Consider the following 15131-nt stretch of genomic DNA (forward strand, 5'->3'; position numbering starts at 1 on the left):
ATCTAGAGGGACAGCCGCACCGCCAGCGCCGCCAACGTCACCAGCAACACCGGCACCGTCAGAACGATCCCGACCTTGAAGTAATAACCCCAACCGATCTGGATGTTCTTGCGCGCCAGCACATGCAGCCACAGCAACGTCGCCAGGCTGCCAATCGGCGTGATTTTCGGCCCCAGGTCGCTGCCGATGACGTTGGCATAGATCATCGCCTCCTTCACCACCCCGGTGGCCTGGCTGGCGTCGATGGACAAGGCACCAATCAGGACCGTCGGCAGGTTGTTCATCACCGATGAGAGCAACGCCGTCAACAAGCCGGTACCCATGGCCGCGCCCCACACACCGTAGCCGGCGAAGGCGTCGAGCCACTGGGCCAGATAGTCGGTCAGCCCGGCGTTGCGCAGGCCATAGACCACCAGGTACATGCCCAGGGAGAAGATCACGATCTGCCACGGCGCTTCTTTCATCGCCTTGCGAGTGGAGATCTTGTGACCGCGAGCCGCGACAGCCAACAACAACGCAGCGCAGACCGCCGAGATCGCGCTGATGGGAATCCCCAGCGGCTCCAGGGCGAAACAGCCCAGCAGCAGGATCACCAGCACCGCCCAACCGGCATAAAACGTGGCCTTGTCGTGGATCGCCGTCGCTGGATCGTCCAGCTGGCCAGGGTCATAGTCGCGTGGGATGTCGTGGCGAAAGAACCACAACAAGATCGCCAGGCTCGCCGCCACGCTGACCAGGTTCACCGGCACCATGACCGCCGCGTAGCGGTTGAAGCCAATGCCGAAGAAGTCCGCCGAGACGATGTTCACCAGGTTCGACACCACCAACGGCAGGCTCGCCGTATCGGCGATGAAACCGGCCCCCATGACGAACGCGAGGGTCGCCGCCGGGGAGAACCGCAACGCCAGCAACATCGAAATCACGATGGGCGTCAGGATCAGCGCTGCGCCGTCGTTGGCGAACAACGCCGACACCAGTGCCCCGAGCAGCACCATGAATGCGAACAGCTTGCGTCCGCTGCCTCGCCCCCATCGGGCCACATGCAGGGCGGCCCAGGCAAAAAAACCGGCCTCGTCCAGCAACAGGCTGATAATGATCAGCGCGACAAACGTGCCGGTGGCGTTCCAGATGATGTGCCACACCAAGGTGATATCACCGACCTGCACCACCCCGCTCAGCAACGCCAACAGCGCGCCGAGCGTGGCGCTCCAGCCGACACCCAGCCCTTTGGGCTGCCAGATCACCAACGTTATGGTCAGCAGGAAAATCAACGACGCGAGCAGCATGCGCAACAACCTTGGGAGGAAACGGTTAAAAAAAGCGTCAGCAGCAGCGCGCCACCGGACGATCCGCCATGACGCGCAAGCGCTCGACATCCGCCGCCAACCAAGGCGCATGAGCCGCCAGCGCTTGCTGGAGCAACGTATGGACCCAGGATGGCAATTGGGCGTGTAAACGGTAGTAGACCCATTGCCCCTGGCGCCGGTCGCTGAGCAAGCCGGCGTGACGCAACTGAGCCAGGTGCCGGGAGATCTTCGGCTGGCTCAGATCCAGCGCAGCGGTGAGTTCACAGACACACAACTCGCCTTCACGGGTGACCAGCAGCGCAATACGCGTGCGGGTGTCGTCGGCCAAGGCCTTGAAGATATCGACGGGGTTAGGGGAATCGGGCATGGCGGGAGAATATCTGGATAAGCGAACGGTGAATATATGGAATTCCGAATATGCAGTAAAGCGGCATTGCAATATATCCCGTGGCGAGGAGCTTGCCCCCTCACCACAGGATGTTCGGTGCTGCCAAGATCAAGCTTTCTTGTGTTGCTCGACCCACTTGCCATAGGCATCGATGAATTTCTGCAGGAACGGTCGCACAGATTCCGACAGGTTACCGGCTTCGTCGAAGGCAGTACCCGCGCCACTCAGGTAAGCTTCAGGTTGCTGCATGCAAGGCACATCGAGAAACACCAGGGACTGGCGCAAATGGTGGTTGGCACCGAAACCGCCGATGGCGCCGGGCGATGCGCTGAAGACCGCGCCAGGCTTGCCACTCAGGCAGCTTTGGCCATAGGGGCGCGAGCCGACGTCGATGGCGTTTTTCAGCGGAGCGGGCACCGAGCGGTTGTACTCGGGCGTGACGAACAACAGCGCATCGGCAGCGCCGACCTTCTGGCGAAATGCGGTGTAGGCCGCTGGCGGCGAGACGTCGATGTCTTCGTTGTAGAGCGGCAGCTCGCCAATTTCGACGATTTCCAGTTTCAGGTTGGACGGGGCCATGTCGGCCAGGGCCAGCGCAACCTTTCGGTTGATCGATGCCTTGCGCAGGCTGCCCACCAAAACGGCCACTGTGTAGACATTACTCATGAGAGGCTTCTCGACTATCGGCTCAAAGGGAGCCTGTAGTTATAGATGATCGGCACCACAATTGGACCAATGGAACAGCTAAAACCTGCCAATCGGACTATTTTTTTACTGTAGGAAAACTTACCGCACTTGACCAAGGTCTACAGAACCGCAAATCGAGTGATTTATTCCCAGAGGTTCCAAGCAATGGCAGCAGTACTTGTCGGACAATTTCACGCACGGGACGCCGAGGGTCGCGTCTATTCAGTGCATGAATTCCAAGAATCAGACCCGTCGCCAGACGGTATTGGCAAGGATGTCATCACTTATAAGCTGGCCATTGGCGATCGGGTCAACAAGCTCGACGAGGGCACGTTTGTCCTGGTGCAATCCGGCACCCAGCTGATCCGCGAACCTGAAACGCCGCAGCAGCGTCCGGCGCAAGTCGAAACGCAGATCGCTCTATAACTCTTTGCATGAGCAGAAGTCGCACCCGTAATTGGGTTAGGATTCAGCCACTCAATGGCTTACCTGCCTAATACGGACCTCTTGCATGCGTTTACGCCACATCGAAGTGATCCAGGCGCTGCTGCAGACTGGCCACCTGGGCACCGCGGCCGAATGGCTGCAGTTGCCGGTGGCCGAAGTCGAGTCGATCCTGCGCGATGCGGAGGCCCAGCTCGGTTTCATGCTGTTCGCCAGCGTACGCGGACGGTTACAGGCCACTCGAGAAACCCTGGAGTTACGCGAAGGCATCACGCGGCTGTACGACACCCTCGAACCGATACAGCGGCTGGCCAGCAGCCTGAAACATTATCAGGCGCCGCCCCTGCGCATCATTTGCACCCCTCCGCTGGCCCAACAGCTGCTGCCCCTGAGCATCGCCGCCCTGCGCCGACGCCATCCAGATGCGCCTTGCAATCTGCTCAGCCAACCGACACGCGACATCGTCAAGAGCCTGCTGCTGCGTGAAAGCGACTTGGGCCTGAGCCTTCACGATCCCGAACATCCCGACATCCACTGCCAGATGATCGCCCAAGGCAAACTGCAATTGCTCGCGCCCCACGGCTGGCTGCAACCGCGGCAGAAATACATTTCGCTTCAGGATCTGGCGGGGCAGTCGCTGGTCGGGCTCGAGGGCCACGACCCGCTGAGCCCGGTATTCGACCATAAGCTGGCGGCGCTACGGCCGGCACCGCTGGTGCAGATTCGCGTGCAGACCCACCAGATGATGCGTGCGATGGTCGAGGCTGGGGAAGGCCTGGCCATTGTCGACCCGTTCACCGCCTCCGGGGCCAAGGGCAGCGGGCTGGACATTTGCCCGGTGTCGCCGGCCGTTCCCATCTGTCTTTATGCGCTGAGCCTGAACGGCGCGCCGCCTTCACCGACGGTGCAATCGTTGCTGGAGCGGGTTACGGAACAAGCCGAGGCGTTGCTGAACCACTGACGGTCATGCCCAGCGGATCGTCGAACAACCGATACCAGAACAACGCCACTTCGGCGGTGTGCCGATCGATGCCGCGATAGCGCAGGTGGTCGATTCCTCCCAGCACATAGCCGCAACGCTCGTAGAGCCGGCAGGCGCCCAGATTGTTGTTCTGGGTTTCCAGCATGATGCCCGGCAGTTTTTTCTTGCGACTCCAGAACTGAGCGACATCGAGCAGGGCCTTGGCTACGCCATGCCGGCGAGCCGGGGCATGCACCGCCAATTCGTCGATGTGGGCGTAACCGTTCCAGTTGGTACTGACGACCAGATGTCCCACCGGCTGGTCATCCAGATAAGCCATGAAGATTTCGCTGTCCGGCGCGTCGCGAAAGCTGCTGAACTCTTCCGGATCGATGCCGTAGCACTTGCGATACGGAACGATGGGCGTCACGGGCCATTGATCCACCGGCCGACCGATCTGCGCCGTGCCGTAGACACTGACCTCGAAACTGAAGTCGCTGCCCCAGATGTAGGCCGCGAAGCCATCATCGACGACGCGCACCGACAGGCCGGGGTACTTGGGGTTCATGACCGGTTGCATGCTGGGGAACGTCCTCATTCCTTGAGACAACCAACGGCGTCGTGCCATCCATTGCCCTTGCCTCTCGAAACTTCATACATCAACGCGGGTATCCATGGCCTGCCTTCACTTCAGGTTAGAAGAGACTGGCGATTGTTGCGAGATTGATATGAACGATCCCATAGGCGGTTCATCAATTAGCCGCAGCCTGCGCCTCGGCCAATTGTGTCCACAATGCCGGGGCACCGGCCGACTTGGCGATGGCTTCCAGACGTGCGACATGTTCAGCCAGGTCGCTTTCGCTGGCACGGATGATCCGGGCTGGCTTACGGTCCGCAGGCAGACGACGAATTTCGGTCGCCTGGTTACCCGAACCTTCACCGGTGCCGTTGCCGTCCGAAGCGTTGCCGGCCAGGGACAGGCTGGTCTGGCCGCCGGTCATGGTCAGGTAGACGTCAGCGAGAATCTCGGAGTCGAGCAAGGCGCCGTGCAGTTCACGACCGGAGTTGTCGACGCCGTAGCGCTTGCACAGGGCATCGAGGCTGTTGCGCTGTCCGGGGTGCCGCTCCCGAGCCATCATCAAGGTGTCGAGAATGGTGCAATGCCGGGTGATATCCGCCCGGTCATGCTGGCCCATCAGGGCGAATTCATTGTTGATGAACCCGACGTCGAACGCCGCGTTATGAATGATCAGTTGCGCGCCCTGGATGAATTCGAAGAACTCATCGGCCACCTCGGCGAAACGCGGCTTGCCCACCAGGAACTCGTTGGTGATGCCGTGCACGCCGATGGCGCCTTCGTCGCTTTCGCGGTCCGGTTGCAGGTAAACGTGGAAGTGACGGCCGGTCAGGCGCCGACCCATCAGCTCGACACAGCCGATTTCGATAATCCGGTGACCGTCGGTCACCGGCATGCCAGTGGTTTCGGTATCCAGTACTACAGATCTGTTGGCCATCTAGTGTTCAGCTCTCAACGGACAGTCTTGCAAAAGCGCGGATGTTAACACGCTGACGAAGCGCAGTGCTTTTGTGGCCTTATCAAGTCTGCTTGTAACCCCGTACCTCATCCACCCCACGGTTGGCCAACTGGTCGGCCCGCTCGTTGCCGTGATGACCGATATGACCGCGCACCCATTTCCAGGTGACGTTGTGACGGTTGACTTGCTCATCCAGGAGTTTCCAAAGGTCAGCGTTTTTGACCGGCTCCTTCGCCGCCGTCTTCCAGCCGCGCTTCTTCCAGTTCGCCATCCACTCGTTGATGCCTTTCATCACGTACTGCGAGTCGGTCACCAACAGCACGTCGCATGAGCGCTTGAGTTCTTCCAGGCCGCGGATGGCGCCCATCAGCTCCATGCGGTTGTTGGTGGTGTTGGCTTCGCCGCCCCAGAGCTCCTTTTCCACGCCCTTGCACACCAGCAACGCACCCCAGCCACCCGGGCCGGGATTGCCCTTGCAGGCGCCATCAGTGAAAAGTTCTACGCTATCGCTCATGCCAATCTATCCAAAAAATTGCAAAGGCCTGCCGGTCGGGAGCGAGCGACGCCCGAAGCCGAATGCCGGCAAGAACCATCAGAAAAGGGTTACGGCTCGATGTGACGGCGATTGACCTTGGCCATCGGCAAGGGAATCAGCTTGCCCATCGGTTCGCGTCGCGCCTGGCGCACCGGGCGCAAGCCGACTGCGATCTTGCGCGCGACCAATAAATAGAAACCGCCACCGGACAGTTGCCAATCACCGGCCTTGCGCTCCCAGCCGGCCAGACGGCCCTGCCACTTGGGCGACGCAAGCGGCGGACGATAGCACCCGAAGCGGCGTTTCTCCAGCGCGAAGCCCAGCAGGTTCAGCCAGTCGCCTACCCGCGAGGCCGAAATGCACCGGGCCTGGCGCAACGCGTCGCTGGCAAAGACATGCCGCAGCCCCCAACTGCTCCAGGGATTGATGCCAATGATCACCAAGTGCCCGCCGGGACGTACGCTGCTGGCGGCTTCTCGCAACAAACCATGGGGAGACAAGCAGAAATCCAGGCCGTGCTGCATCACCACCACGTCGGCGGCATGCTCGCTCAACGGCCAGGCTTGCTCTTCACAGACAATCTCCACGCCGGGCAACGGCGCGCCCAGGCGAACGTTGCGCTGGACCTGCGGCGCCGAAGGCGGTGTCTGCGCCGAGGGACCGTAATGCACTAGATAACCGCCAAAGAACCGGCCCAGCTCGTCTTCGAGCATACGTCGTTCTTCTTCCAGCAAGAATTGCCCGACCGGGCCGGATAGCCATTCACGGGCGGAGCTGATCAGTGCCAGCCATTCAGGATCGGCCTGAGCGAACGCTTCATCGGTCATTGCATTCTCCAACGCGCCAGGAAGTTCTAAGATGCGCCTTTGTTTTGAGCTTGGCGAATTCCACGATGATACAGATCACTGCCCTGCCCGCGTTTACCGATAACTACATTTGGTTGTTACAGGATCACTCGACCCGGCACTGCGCCGTGGTCGACCCGGGCGACGCCGCCCCCGTGCAGGCCTGGCTCGACGCGCATCCCGGCTGGGTCTTGAGCGACATCCTGGTCACCCACCATCATCATGACCACGTCGGCGGTGTCCAGGCGCTGAAAAACGCGACCAACGCCACCGTGTACGGCCCGGCCAACGAGCAAATCCCGGCGCGAGACGTGGCCCTGGAGGACAACGCCAAGGTCAAGGTGCTCGGCCTGGATTTCGACGTCTACGCCGTACCTGGACACACGTTGGGGCATATTGCCTATTACCACCACGGCCTGCTGTTCTGTGGCGACACGCTGTTCGCCGCTGGCTGCGGCAGGCTTTTCGAGGGTACGCCGCAACAGATGCATCACTCCCTGGGCCGACTTGCCGCGCTGCCTGAAGATACCCTGGTCTATTGCACCCATGAATATACCCTGAGCAACCTGAAGTTCGCTGCAGCGGTCGAGCCAGCGAACCCGGACGTTGCCGCCCGCCTGGAAAAAGTCATCCAGCAACGCGACCAAGGCGTCATCACACTGCCCTCGACCCTGGCCCTGGAAAAACTCACCAATCCTTTTTTGCGCACCGCTGAAACATCCGTTAAACAAAAAGCAGACGAACGGAACGGCCAGCGTAACCAGACGCCGAGTGAGGTTTTTGCGGCCTTGAGGGCGTGGAAAGATAAGTTCTAAGGCTGCTATCGATTGATACAAAAATTCTGAATGGTTGACCTGTTGGGGTGCGCTTCCTAGAATCGGCCGACATTTTTGCCCGGAACTTACTTCCAGCCAATGTCGTCATCTATCCGTAGGTCCGTCCAGTCAGACACATTGACCCGCTTGGCTCAAGCCATCGCGGTGGCTGTGTCCGCCACGCTGGCGGGCTGTCAGAGCAGCGGCCAGGTGCCGCAGGCCGATGTCGCGCATACGCCGAAAATCGCTGCGCGGGCCAAGCAGAAGCCGGTTTGGCTCACCGAGAAGCCCACCCCCCAGGTGCCCCAGGACGTGTGGGAACGCATGCGCCAGGGTTTCCAGCTCCAGGAAACCGCCGGCGTCAACCCGCGCATCGAACAACAGCGCCTGTGGTTTGCCAGCAACCCGTCGTTTCTGGAGAACGCCGGCGAGCGTGGCAGCCTGTACATCCATTACATTGTCGAGCGACTTGAAGAACGCAACATGCCGCTGGAGCTGGCGCTGCTGCCGGTGATCGAGAGCGCCTACAACCCCATGGCCTACTCCCGGGCCAACGCAGTGGGGCTGTGGCAGTTCATTCCGTCCACCGGGCGTTATTTCAACCTGCGCCAGACCCGCTTCTACGACGGGCGTCGCGATATCACCGCTTCCACCACGGCCGCCATGGACTACCTGACGCGCCTGCACGACATGTTCAACGGCGACTGGCTGCTGGCGCTGGCGGCGTACAATGCGGGTGAGGGCACGGTCAGCCGGGCCATCGAGCGCAACGAAAAACTGGGCCTGCCCACCGACTACTGGAACCTGCCGCTGCCCAGCGAGACCCAGGCCTATGTGCCAAAGCTGCTGGCACTGTCCCAGGTGGTGCTGTCCCCCGATGCCTATGGCGTGAACCTCAACCCGATCGCCAACGAACCCTACTTCCAGGTTGTCGAGATCAACCAGCGCATGGACCTGTCCAAGGTCGCCGCGGTCGCGAACATCGACGAAGACGAGCTGTTCCAGCTCAACCCGGCCTTCAAGCAGCGCACCACCATCGACGGCCCGCAGCATTTGCTCGTGCCGACGTCCAAGGCGCAGTTGCTGACCGCCAGCCTGTCGACGATGCGCCCGGAAGAACTGATCAGCCCGCGTTCGCTCAAACCGGTTTTCGAAACCGCCGAAGACAGCGACGTGGAAGGCGCAAAGCGCACCTACCGGGTCAAGCGCGGCGATAACCTGGCGCAGATCGCCAAGGCCAACAACGTCCAGACCAAAGACCTGCAACGCTGGAACAAGCTCAGCGGCAACAAGCTCAAGGTCGGCCAGACCCTGGTGATGCAGGACGTTAGGGCTGCGAAGGCTAACGGCAAGCGCATCAATACGGTCGTGGCCGCCAAGGGCAAGGAACAAAAGAAGCAGACCCAATACAAGGTCAAGCAAGGCGACTCGCTGTATGTCGTCGCCAAACGCTTCAATGTCGAGATGCAACACCTCAAGCGCTGGAACCCACGAATGGGCAAGGCGCTCAAGCCTGGGCAGATGCTGACGGTTTACTCCCCGCATTAACAGCAGAGTTCCCCGTGGCGAGGGAGCTTGCTCCCGCTGGGCTGCGCAGCAGCCCCAAAAGCAGCGACTCAATTCACCTGTCGCACCGAGGTGCCAGGTTCGGGGGTTGCTTCGCCCGAAGCGTCGGACCGTCCCAGCGGGAGCAAGCTCCCTCGCCACAAAGGCACTCTCGCCACGAGTCCAGGTAATCTCCAGCGCTTTGAGCCTCCGCCTTTTTCCTGCCGATACAAGCTGTTACTGTACAGCCCATAAAAGCCCAAGCCGCCTGTATCGGATCCCAGACTTGATACGTCCCCTCCTCCTGCTCCTGATCAGCCTGGCCCTGAGCTCCTCCGCCGGCGCTACCATCAGCGAAAGCCATGGCTATGCGCAATTTGGCACGCTCAAGTACCCGGCCCGATTCGCCCACTTCGACTGGGTCAATCCGCAAGCGCCCAAGGGCGGCACCTTGCGGATCATGGCGTTTGGCACCTTCGATACGCTCAACCCCTACACATTCAAGGGTAGCAGCCCGGTCTCCACGGCGAATTTCCTGCAGTACGGCATCAACGAGTTGAACGAGCCGTTGATGGTCGGCACCGGCCAGTACGCGCCGTCCGGGGATGAGCCGACGTCGAGTTACGGCTTGATCGCCCAGTCCGTGGAATACAGCGAGGACCGCAGTTGGGTGGTGTTCAACCTGCGACCCGAAGCGCGCTTCCACGATGGCGTACCGATCACCGCCTACGACGTAGCGTTTTCCTATCGGACGCTCCTCAAGGACGGCCATCCGCTGTACCGGACCAACCTTCAGGAAGTGCTGCGGGTCGATATCCTCAGCCCGCTGAAAATCCGCTTCGTCTTCAAGCGCTCGGGCAATCCGCTGCTGATCCTGCGCCTGGGTGAGTTACCGGTGCTGCCACAACATTACTGGAAAAACCGCGATTTCAAGGCGACCACCTTCGAGCCGCCCCTGGGCAGCGGCCCTTACCGAATCACCAAAGTCCAGCCCGGCCGTCAATTGATCTTCGAGCGGGTCAAGGATTACTGGGGCAAGGACCTGCCGGTCAATCGCGGCAAATACAATTTCAACCGGATGGAAGTGGAGTTCTACCGCGACAGCGAAGTCGCCTTCGAAGGGTTCAAGGCCGGCGAGTTCGATATCTACATCGAACACCAGGCCAAGAACTGGGCCAACGGTTACAACTTCCCCGCGGTCAACCGTGGCGATGTGATCAAGGCGCAGATCCCCCACCAGATTCCGACCCAGACCCAAGGCCTGTTCATGAACACTCGGCGCGGCACCTTCGCCGAGGTCAAGGTACGGGAAGCCCTGGGATTGATGTTCGATTTCGAATGGACCAACCGCACGCTGTTCAGCGGCGCCTACAAACGCACCCTCAGTTACTACCCCAACAGCGAATTCTCGGCGACGGGCCTTCCGGTAGGCCACGAATGGCTGTTGCTCAAGCCGTACCGCGAGCAACTGCCCGCTCAGTTGCTGACCGAACCCTTCAGCTTGCCCAAGACCGACGGGCGCGGCATTCCCCGGGAAACGTTGCGCAGGGCCCTGGCCCTGCTGAAGGAAGCCGGATGGACCCTCAACGGCCAGCGCCTGCTGAACGCTGAACGCCAACCCTTGCGCTTCGAGATCCTGTTGGTGAATCCGAACCTGGAGCGCATCCTCCAGCCCTACGTCGAGAACCTTGCCAGCATCGGCATCCAGGCCCGCCTGCGCACGGTGGACCGCGCCCAGTACAAGCAGCGCCTGGACCAGTTCGACTTCGACATGATCCTGCTGACCCTGGGCCAGACCCTCAGCCCCGGCCTTGAACAATGGCAGTATTTCCACTCCAGCCAGGTCGGGATCAAGGGCAGCAAGAATTATGCGGGGATCGCCAACCCGGTGGTCGACCATCTATTGGAAAAGCTGCTCGCCGCCCAGACCCGCGATGAACAGGTGGCCGCCGGCAAGGCGCTGGATCGTGTGCTGCTGTGGCAGCATTACTGCATTCCCAACTGGTATCTCAATTATCATCGCCTGGCGTACCGCAACCGGTTCGCCTTTGTCACTACGCCGCCCTACACCCTGGGCCTGAGCGCATGGTGGCTGAAATCTTCGGAGAAAGATCAATGAAGCCTCTACGCGCCCTGCTCCTGCAGGCCAGCTGCCTGTTATTTTCCGGGCTGGCTTGTGCCGCGCCGCAGCACGCCTTGACCTTGTACAACGAGCCGCCGAAATACCCGGCCAATTTCAAGCATTTCGACTACGTAAACCCCGACGCGCCCAAGGGCGGGATATTTCGCCAGGGCGGGTTTGGCAGCTTCGACAGCCTCAACCCGTTCATCAACAAAGGCGTACCGGCCGAGGACATCGGCCTGATCTACGACACCCTGGCCAAGCAAGGCCTGGATGAACCGTTTACCGAATACGGCCTGATCGCCGAGAAAATCGAGAAAGCCCCGGACAACGGCTGGGTACGGTTCTACCTGCGCCCCGAAGCCCGTTTCCATGACGGCCATCCGGTGCGTGCGGACGACGTGGTCTTCAGCTTCCAGACCTTGACCAGGGACGGCGCCCCGATGTTTCGCGGTTATTACAACGATGTCGCCGAAGTCATCGCCGAAGACCCGCTCAAGGTCCTGTTCAAATTCAAGCACACCCACAACCGCGAACTGCCACTGATCCTCGGCCAACTGCCGGTATTGCCAAAACACTGGTGGGCCGACCGCGACTTCAACAAGGGCAACCTGGAGTTCCCCCTGGGCAGCGGCCCCTACAAAGTCAATGAAGTGAAGGCCGGTCGCTCGATACGCTATGAGCGCGTGAAGGATTATTGGGGCAAGGACCTGCCGGTCAATCGCGGCTTCTATAATTTCGACGTATTGACCACCGACTATTACCGCGACAACACCGTGGCCGTCGAAGCCCTGAAAGCCGGACAGTTCGACTTCTGGCTGGAGATGAGCGCCAAGAACTGGGCCAACGCCTACAACATCCCGGCCGTCACCGAGGGCCGGCTGGTGAAGGAACAGATCCCCAACGGCAACCCCACCGGCATGCAAGGATTTGTCTACAACCTGCGCCGGCCGGTGTTCCAGGATGTGCGAGTGCGCAAGGCCCTGAGCCTGTTGTTGGACTTCGAGTGGACCAACAAGCAGCTGTTCAGCGGCGCCTACGCCCGCACACGCAGTTATTTCGAGAATTCGGAGATGGCCGCCACCGGTCTGCCCGGCGAAGACGAGCTGAAGATCCTCGAACCACTGCGGGGCAAAATCCCCGAGCAGGTCTTCACCGAAGCTTTCCAGCCATCGATGTGCGACGGCAGCGGCATGATCCGCGACCAGCAGCGCAAAGCCTATCAGTTGCTGCAAGAAGCGGGCTGGCGCATCGTCGACGACAAGATGGTCGATACCCAAGGCAAGCCCGTGGTCCTGGAATTCCTGCTAGCCCAGACCGAGTTCGAGCGGGTATTGCTGCCATTCAAGCGCAACCTGAGTGACCTGGGCATAGAACTGGTGATCCGCCGCGTCGACGTGTCCCAGTACATCAACCGCGTGCGTTCACGGGATTTCGACCTGGTGGTAGGCAGCTTCCCGCAGTCCAGCTCACCGGGGAACGAACAGCGCGAATTCTGGATGTCGGCCGCTGCGGACAAACCTGGCAGCCGCAACACCATGGGCCTGAAGGATCCCGCCGTCGACCAGTTGGTGGAACAGTTGATCAACGCCGACTCGCGCAAGAGCCTGGTCACTCATGCCCGCGCGCTCGACCGGGTGTTGCAGTGGGGCTACTACGTGATACCCAACTGGCACATCAAGACCTGGCGCGTCGCCTACTGGAACCACATCGGCCATCCAAAAGTCCCGCCAACTTATGACATCGGCACCACCACCTGGTGGGTCAAACCGGACATCAAGCCGGCCGATGAAGTGGAGAAACAAGTGATCGAGCAACAAATCGCCGCCCCCGCGAGTGTGGAGTAACAACATGCTGGCTTATATTTTTCGGCGACTGTTGCTCATCATCCCGACCCTGTTCGGCATCTTGCTGATCAATTTCGTGATTATCCAGGCGGCGCCCGGGGGCCCGGTGGAGCAGATGATCGCCAAGCTCGAAGGCTTCGAAGGCGCCACCAGCCGCATCGCCGGTGGCGGTGCCGAAGTATCGGTGGCCGGCTCCGCCTACCGTGGCGCCCAAGGCCTGGACCCCGCGCTGGTCAAGGAAATCGAGCGCATGTACGGCTTCGACAAGTCGCCCCCCGAACGCCTGTGGATCATGATCAAGAACTACGCCCGCCTGGATTTCGGCGACAGTTTCTTCCGCGACGCCAAGGTTATCGACCTGATCAAGGAAAAGATGCCGGTGTCCATCTCCCTCGGGTTATGGAGCACGCTGATCATGTACCTGGTGTCGATCCCGCTGGGGATCGCCAAGGCGACGCGGCACGGCAGTCATTTCGATGTATGGACCAGTTCGGCAATCATCGTCGGCTACGCGATTCCCTCGTTCCTCTTCGCCATCCTGTTGATCGTGGTGTTCGCCGGCGGCAGTTATTTCGACTGGTTTCCGTTACGCGGGCTGACCTCCAACAACTTCGACGAATTGAGCATGGGCGGCAAGATCCTCGACTATTTCTGGCACCTGGCCTTGCCCGTAACAGCGCTGGTGATCGGCAACTTCGCCACCATGACCTTATTGACCAAGAACAGCTTCCTCGATGAAATCAACAAGCAGTACGTGGTCACCGCGAAAGCCAAGGGCCTGACGCGCAACCGCGTGCTGTATGGCCATGTATTTCGCAACGCCATGCTGCTGGTGATCGCCGGTTTCCCGTCGGCGTTTATCGGGATCTTCTTCACCGGTTCGTTGCTGGTGGAGGTGATCTTTTCCCTCGACGGCCTCGGGCTCATGAGCTTCGAAGCCGCCATCAACCGCGATTATCCGGTGGTGTTCGGCACCCTTTTCATCTTCACCTTGCTGGGTCTGGTGGTGAAACTGATCGGTGACTTGACCTACACCTTCGTCGATCCGCGCATCGACTTCGAAAGCCGGGAGCATTGAGATGAACCTGTCCCCTCTCAATCGCCGGCGCTTCGAACTGTTCAAGGCCAACAAGCGTGGCTGGTGGTCGCTGTGGCTGTTCCTGATCCTGTTCGGGCTGAGCCTGGGCGCCGAACTGATCGCCAACGACAAGCCGCTGGTGGTGCATTACGACGACGGCTGGTATTTCCCGGCCCTCAAGCGCTACCCGGAAACTACCTTCGGTGGCGAATTCCCCCTGGAAGCCAACTATAAGAGCCCGTACATCCGCGAACTGCTCGCGGCCAAAAACGCCTGGGTGCTGTGGGCGCCTATTCCGTTCAGCTACCAGAGCATCAATTACGATCTGAAGGTCCCGGCCCCCGCGCCGCCCTCCTCGGTGAATTGGCTCGGCACCGATGACCAGGGCCGCGATGTCATGGCGCGGGTGATCTATGGCTTTCGCATTTCGGTGTTGTTCGCGCTGACGCTGACGGTGCTCAGCTCGATCATCGGCGTGATCGCCGGCGCCCTGCAGGGCTTCTATGGCGGCTGGGTGGACCTGGCCGGCCAGCGCTTCCTGGAAATCTGGTCCGGGCTGCCGGTGCTGTACCTACTGATCATCCTCGCCAGTTTCGTCCAGCCGAACTTCTGGTGGTTGCTGGGCATCATGTTGCTGTTTTCCTGGATGAGCCTGGTGGACGTGGTGCGCGCCGAGTTCCTGCGCGGGCGCAATCTCGAATACGTGCGCGCGGCGCGGGCGCTGGGCATGCAGAACGGCGCGATCATGTTCCGCCACATCCTGCCCAATGCCATGGTCTCGACCATGACCTTCATGCCGTTCATCCTCACCGGTGCCATCGGCACCCTTACCGCCCTGGACTTCCTCGGTTTCGGCCTGCCGGCCGGTGCGCCGTCCCTGGGCGAGTTGGTGGCCCAGGGCAAATCAAACCTGCAGGCGCCGTGGCTGGGTATCAGCGCGTTCGCCGTACTGGCGATCATGCTGAGCCTGTTGGTGTTCATCGGCGAGTCCGCTCGCGATGCCTTCGATCCGAGGAAGTGAA

General features: G+C 60.7%; 15 protein-coding genes. 8 read left to right on the forward strand and 7 right to left on the reverse strand.

Going from position 1 to position 15131, the window contains the following annotated elements:
• Positions 1-2: 2 nt before the first annotated feature.
• From J3P82_RS14625 to J3P82_RS14635, 3 genes are all read right to left on the reverse strand, one after another.
• A complete protein-coding gene (locus J3P82_RS14625; RefSeq protein ID WP_434557477.1) occupies positions 3-1286 on the reverse strand; it encodes an arsenic transporter in 1284 nt (427 codons plus the stop codon).
• 37 nt (positions 1287-1323) lie between these two features.
• Positions 1324-1674: a metalloregulator ArsR/SmtB family transcription factor gene (locus tag J3P82_RS14630; RefSeq protein WP_434557478.1), complete on the reverse strand. Its 351-nt coding sequence runs from the start codon at positions 1672-1674 to the stop codon at positions 1324-1326.
• 129 nt (positions 1675-1803) lie between these two features.
• On the reverse strand, positions 1804-2361 hold the full coding sequence (locus J3P82_RS14635) for an NADPH-dependent FMN reductase (protein ID WP_434557479.1): 558 nt from the start codon (positions 2359-2361) through the stop codon (positions 1804-1806).
• A 186-nt stretch (positions 2362-2547) separates the two neighbouring features.
• Here J3P82_RS14635 and J3P82_RS14640 point away from each other — a divergent pair, with 186 nt between their 5' ends.
• Both J3P82_RS14640 and J3P82_RS14645 read left to right on the forward strand, forming a co-directional pair.
• Positions 2548-2808 (forward strand): hypothetical protein, encoded by a 261-nt coding sequence (locus J3P82_RS14640; RefSeq protein WP_434557480.1) that lies wholly within the window; start codon positions 2548-2550, stop codon positions 2806-2808.
• An 85-nt stretch (positions 2809-2893) separates the two neighbouring features.
• The gene (locus tag J3P82_RS14645) at positions 2894-3787 is read left to right on the forward strand and encodes a LysR family transcriptional regulator (protein ID WP_434557481.1); all 894 of its coding nucleotides are present in this window, start codon (positions 2894-2896) and stop codon (positions 3785-3787) included.
• On the opposite strand, the gene J3P82_RS14650 is transcribed toward J3P82_RS14645, so the two are convergent.
• From J3P82_RS14650 to J3P82_RS14665, 4 genes are all read right to left on the reverse strand, one after another.
• A complete protein-coding gene (locus tag J3P82_RS14650) occupies positions 3753-4367 on the reverse strand; it encodes a GNAT family N-acetyltransferase (RefSeq protein ID WP_434557482.1) in 615 nt (204 codons plus the stop codon). The genes J3P82_RS14645 and J3P82_RS14650 overlap by 35 nt on opposite strands.
• A gap of 172 nt (positions 4368-4539) precedes the next feature.
• A complete protein-coding gene (dnaQ, locus tag J3P82_RS14655; RefSeq protein ID WP_434557483.1) occupies positions 4540-5301 on the reverse strand; it encodes a DNA polymerase III subunit epsilon in 762 nt (253 codons plus the stop codon).
• 82 nt (positions 5302-5383) lie between these two features.
• Positions 5384-5836, reverse strand: coding sequence for a ribonuclease HI (gene rnhA / locus J3P82_RS14660; RefSeq protein WP_434557484.1), 453 nt, complete (start codon positions 5834-5836; stop codon positions 5384-5386).
• An 89-nt stretch (positions 5837-5925) separates the two neighbouring features.
• Positions 5926-6684, reverse strand: a complete 759-nt coding sequence (locus J3P82_RS14665) for a class I SAM-dependent methyltransferase (protein WP_434557485.1) — start codon at positions 6682-6684, stop codon at positions 5926-5928.
• A gap of 65 nt (positions 6685-6749) precedes the next feature.
• On the opposite strand from J3P82_RS14665, the gene gloB reads away from it, so the two are divergent.
• The 6 genes from gloB (at position 6750) to J3P82_RS14695 (ending at position 15130) form a co-directional block, all read left to right on the forward strand.
• On the forward strand, positions 6750-7517 hold the full coding sequence (gene gloB, locus J3P82_RS14670) for a hydroxyacylglutathione hydrolase (RefSeq protein ID WP_434557486.1): 768 nt from the start codon (positions 6750-6752) through the stop codon (positions 7515-7517).
• A gap of 99 nt (positions 7518-7616) precedes the next feature.
• Positions 7617-9065 (forward strand): transglycosylase SLT domain-containing protein, encoded by a 1449-nt coding sequence (locus J3P82_RS14675; RefSeq protein ID WP_434557487.1) that lies wholly within the window; start codon positions 7617-7619, stop codon positions 9063-9065.
• Between the two features lie 286 nt (positions 9066-9351).
• On the forward strand, positions 9352-11181 hold the full coding sequence (locus J3P82_RS14680) for an extracellular solute-binding protein (RefSeq protein WP_434563837.1): 1830 nt from the start codon (positions 9352-9354) through the stop codon (positions 11179-11181).
• On the forward strand, positions 11178-13031 hold the full coding sequence (locus tag J3P82_RS14685) for an extracellular solute-binding protein (RefSeq protein WP_434557488.1): 1854 nt from the start codon (positions 11178-11180) through the stop codon (positions 13029-13031). The genes J3P82_RS14680 and J3P82_RS14685 overlap by 4 nt, the downstream gene beginning before the upstream one ends.
• A 4-nt stretch (positions 13032-13035) precedes the next feature.
• Positions 13036-14109 (forward strand): microcin C ABC transporter permease YejB, encoded by a 1074-nt coding sequence (locus tag J3P82_RS14690; protein WP_434557489.1) that lies wholly within the window; start codon positions 13036-13038, stop codon positions 14107-14109.
• Position 14110: 1 nt separating this feature from the next.
• Positions 14111-15130 (forward strand): ABC transporter permease, encoded by a 1020-nt coding sequence (locus tag J3P82_RS14695; RefSeq protein WP_186614950.1) that lies wholly within the window; start codon positions 14111-14113, stop codon positions 15128-15130.
• The last annotated feature ends 1 nt before the right edge of the window (position 15131 follow it).

Origin of the sequence: Pseudomonas sp. Z4-20, from assembly GCF_051131955.1 — a bacterium.
Lineage (GTDB): Bacteria > Pseudomonadota > Gammaproteobacteria > Pseudomonadales > Pseudomonadaceae > Aquipseudomonas > Aquipseudomonas marvdashtae.

What these genes read in the sequence shown, in the direction of transcription:
- J3P82_RS14625 (WP_434557477.1), bottom strand. Translation starts at nt 1,286, where the DNA reads ATGCTGCTCGCGTCGTTGATTTTCCTGCTGACCATAACGTTGGTGATC.
- J3P82_RS14630 (WP_434557478.1), bottom strand. Translation starts at nt 1,674, where the DNA reads ATGCCCGATTCCCCTAACCCCGTCGATATCTTCAAGGCCTTGGCCGAC.
- J3P82_RS14635 (WP_434557479.1), bottom strand. Translation starts at nt 2,361, where the DNA reads ATGAGTAATGTCTACACAGTGGCCGTTTTGGTGGGCAGCCTGCGCAAG.
- J3P82_RS14640 (WP_434557480.1), top strand. Translation starts at nt 2,548, where the DNA reads ATGGCAGCAGTACTTGTCGGACAATTTCACGCACGGGACGCCGAGGGT.
- J3P82_RS14645 (WP_434557481.1), top strand. Translation starts at nt 2,894, where the DNA reads ATGCGTTTACGCCACATCGAAGTGATCCAGGCGCTGCTGCAGACTGGC.
- J3P82_RS14650 (WP_434557482.1), bottom strand. Translation starts at nt 4,367, where the DNA reads ATGCAACCGGTCATGAACCCCAAGTACCCCGGCCTGTCGGTGCGCGTC.
- dnaQ (WP_434557483.1), bottom strand. Translation starts at nt 5,301, where the DNA reads ATGGCCAACAGATCTGTAGTACTGGATACCGAAACCACTGGCATGCCG.
- rnhA (WP_434557484.1), bottom strand. Translation starts at nt 5,836, where the DNA reads ATGAGCGATAGCGTAGAACTTTTCACTGATGGCGCCTGCAAGGGCAAT.
- J3P82_RS14665 (WP_434557485.1), bottom strand. Translation starts at nt 6,684, where the DNA reads ATGACCGATGAAGCGTTCGCTCAGGCCGATCCTGAATGGCTGGCACTG.
- gloB (WP_434557486.1), top strand. Translation starts at nt 6,750, where the DNA reads ATGATACAGATCACTGCCCTGCCCGCGTTTACCGATAACTACATTTGG.
- J3P82_RS14675 (WP_434557487.1), top strand. Translation starts at nt 7,617, where the DNA reads ATGTCGTCATCTATCCGTAGGTCCGTCCAGTCAGACACATTGACCCGC.
- J3P82_RS14685 (WP_434557488.1), top strand. Translation starts at nt 11,178, where the DNA reads ATGAAGCCTCTACGCGCCCTGCTCCTGCAGGCCAGCTGCCTGTTATTT.
- J3P82_RS14690 (WP_434557489.1), top strand. Translation starts at nt 13,036, where the DNA reads ATGCTGGCTTATATTTTTCGGCGACTGTTGCTCATCATCCCGACCCTG.
- J3P82_RS14695 (WP_186614950.1), top strand. Translation starts at nt 14,111, where the DNA reads ATGAACCTGTCCCCTCTCAATCGCCGGCGCTTCGAACTGTTCAAGGCC.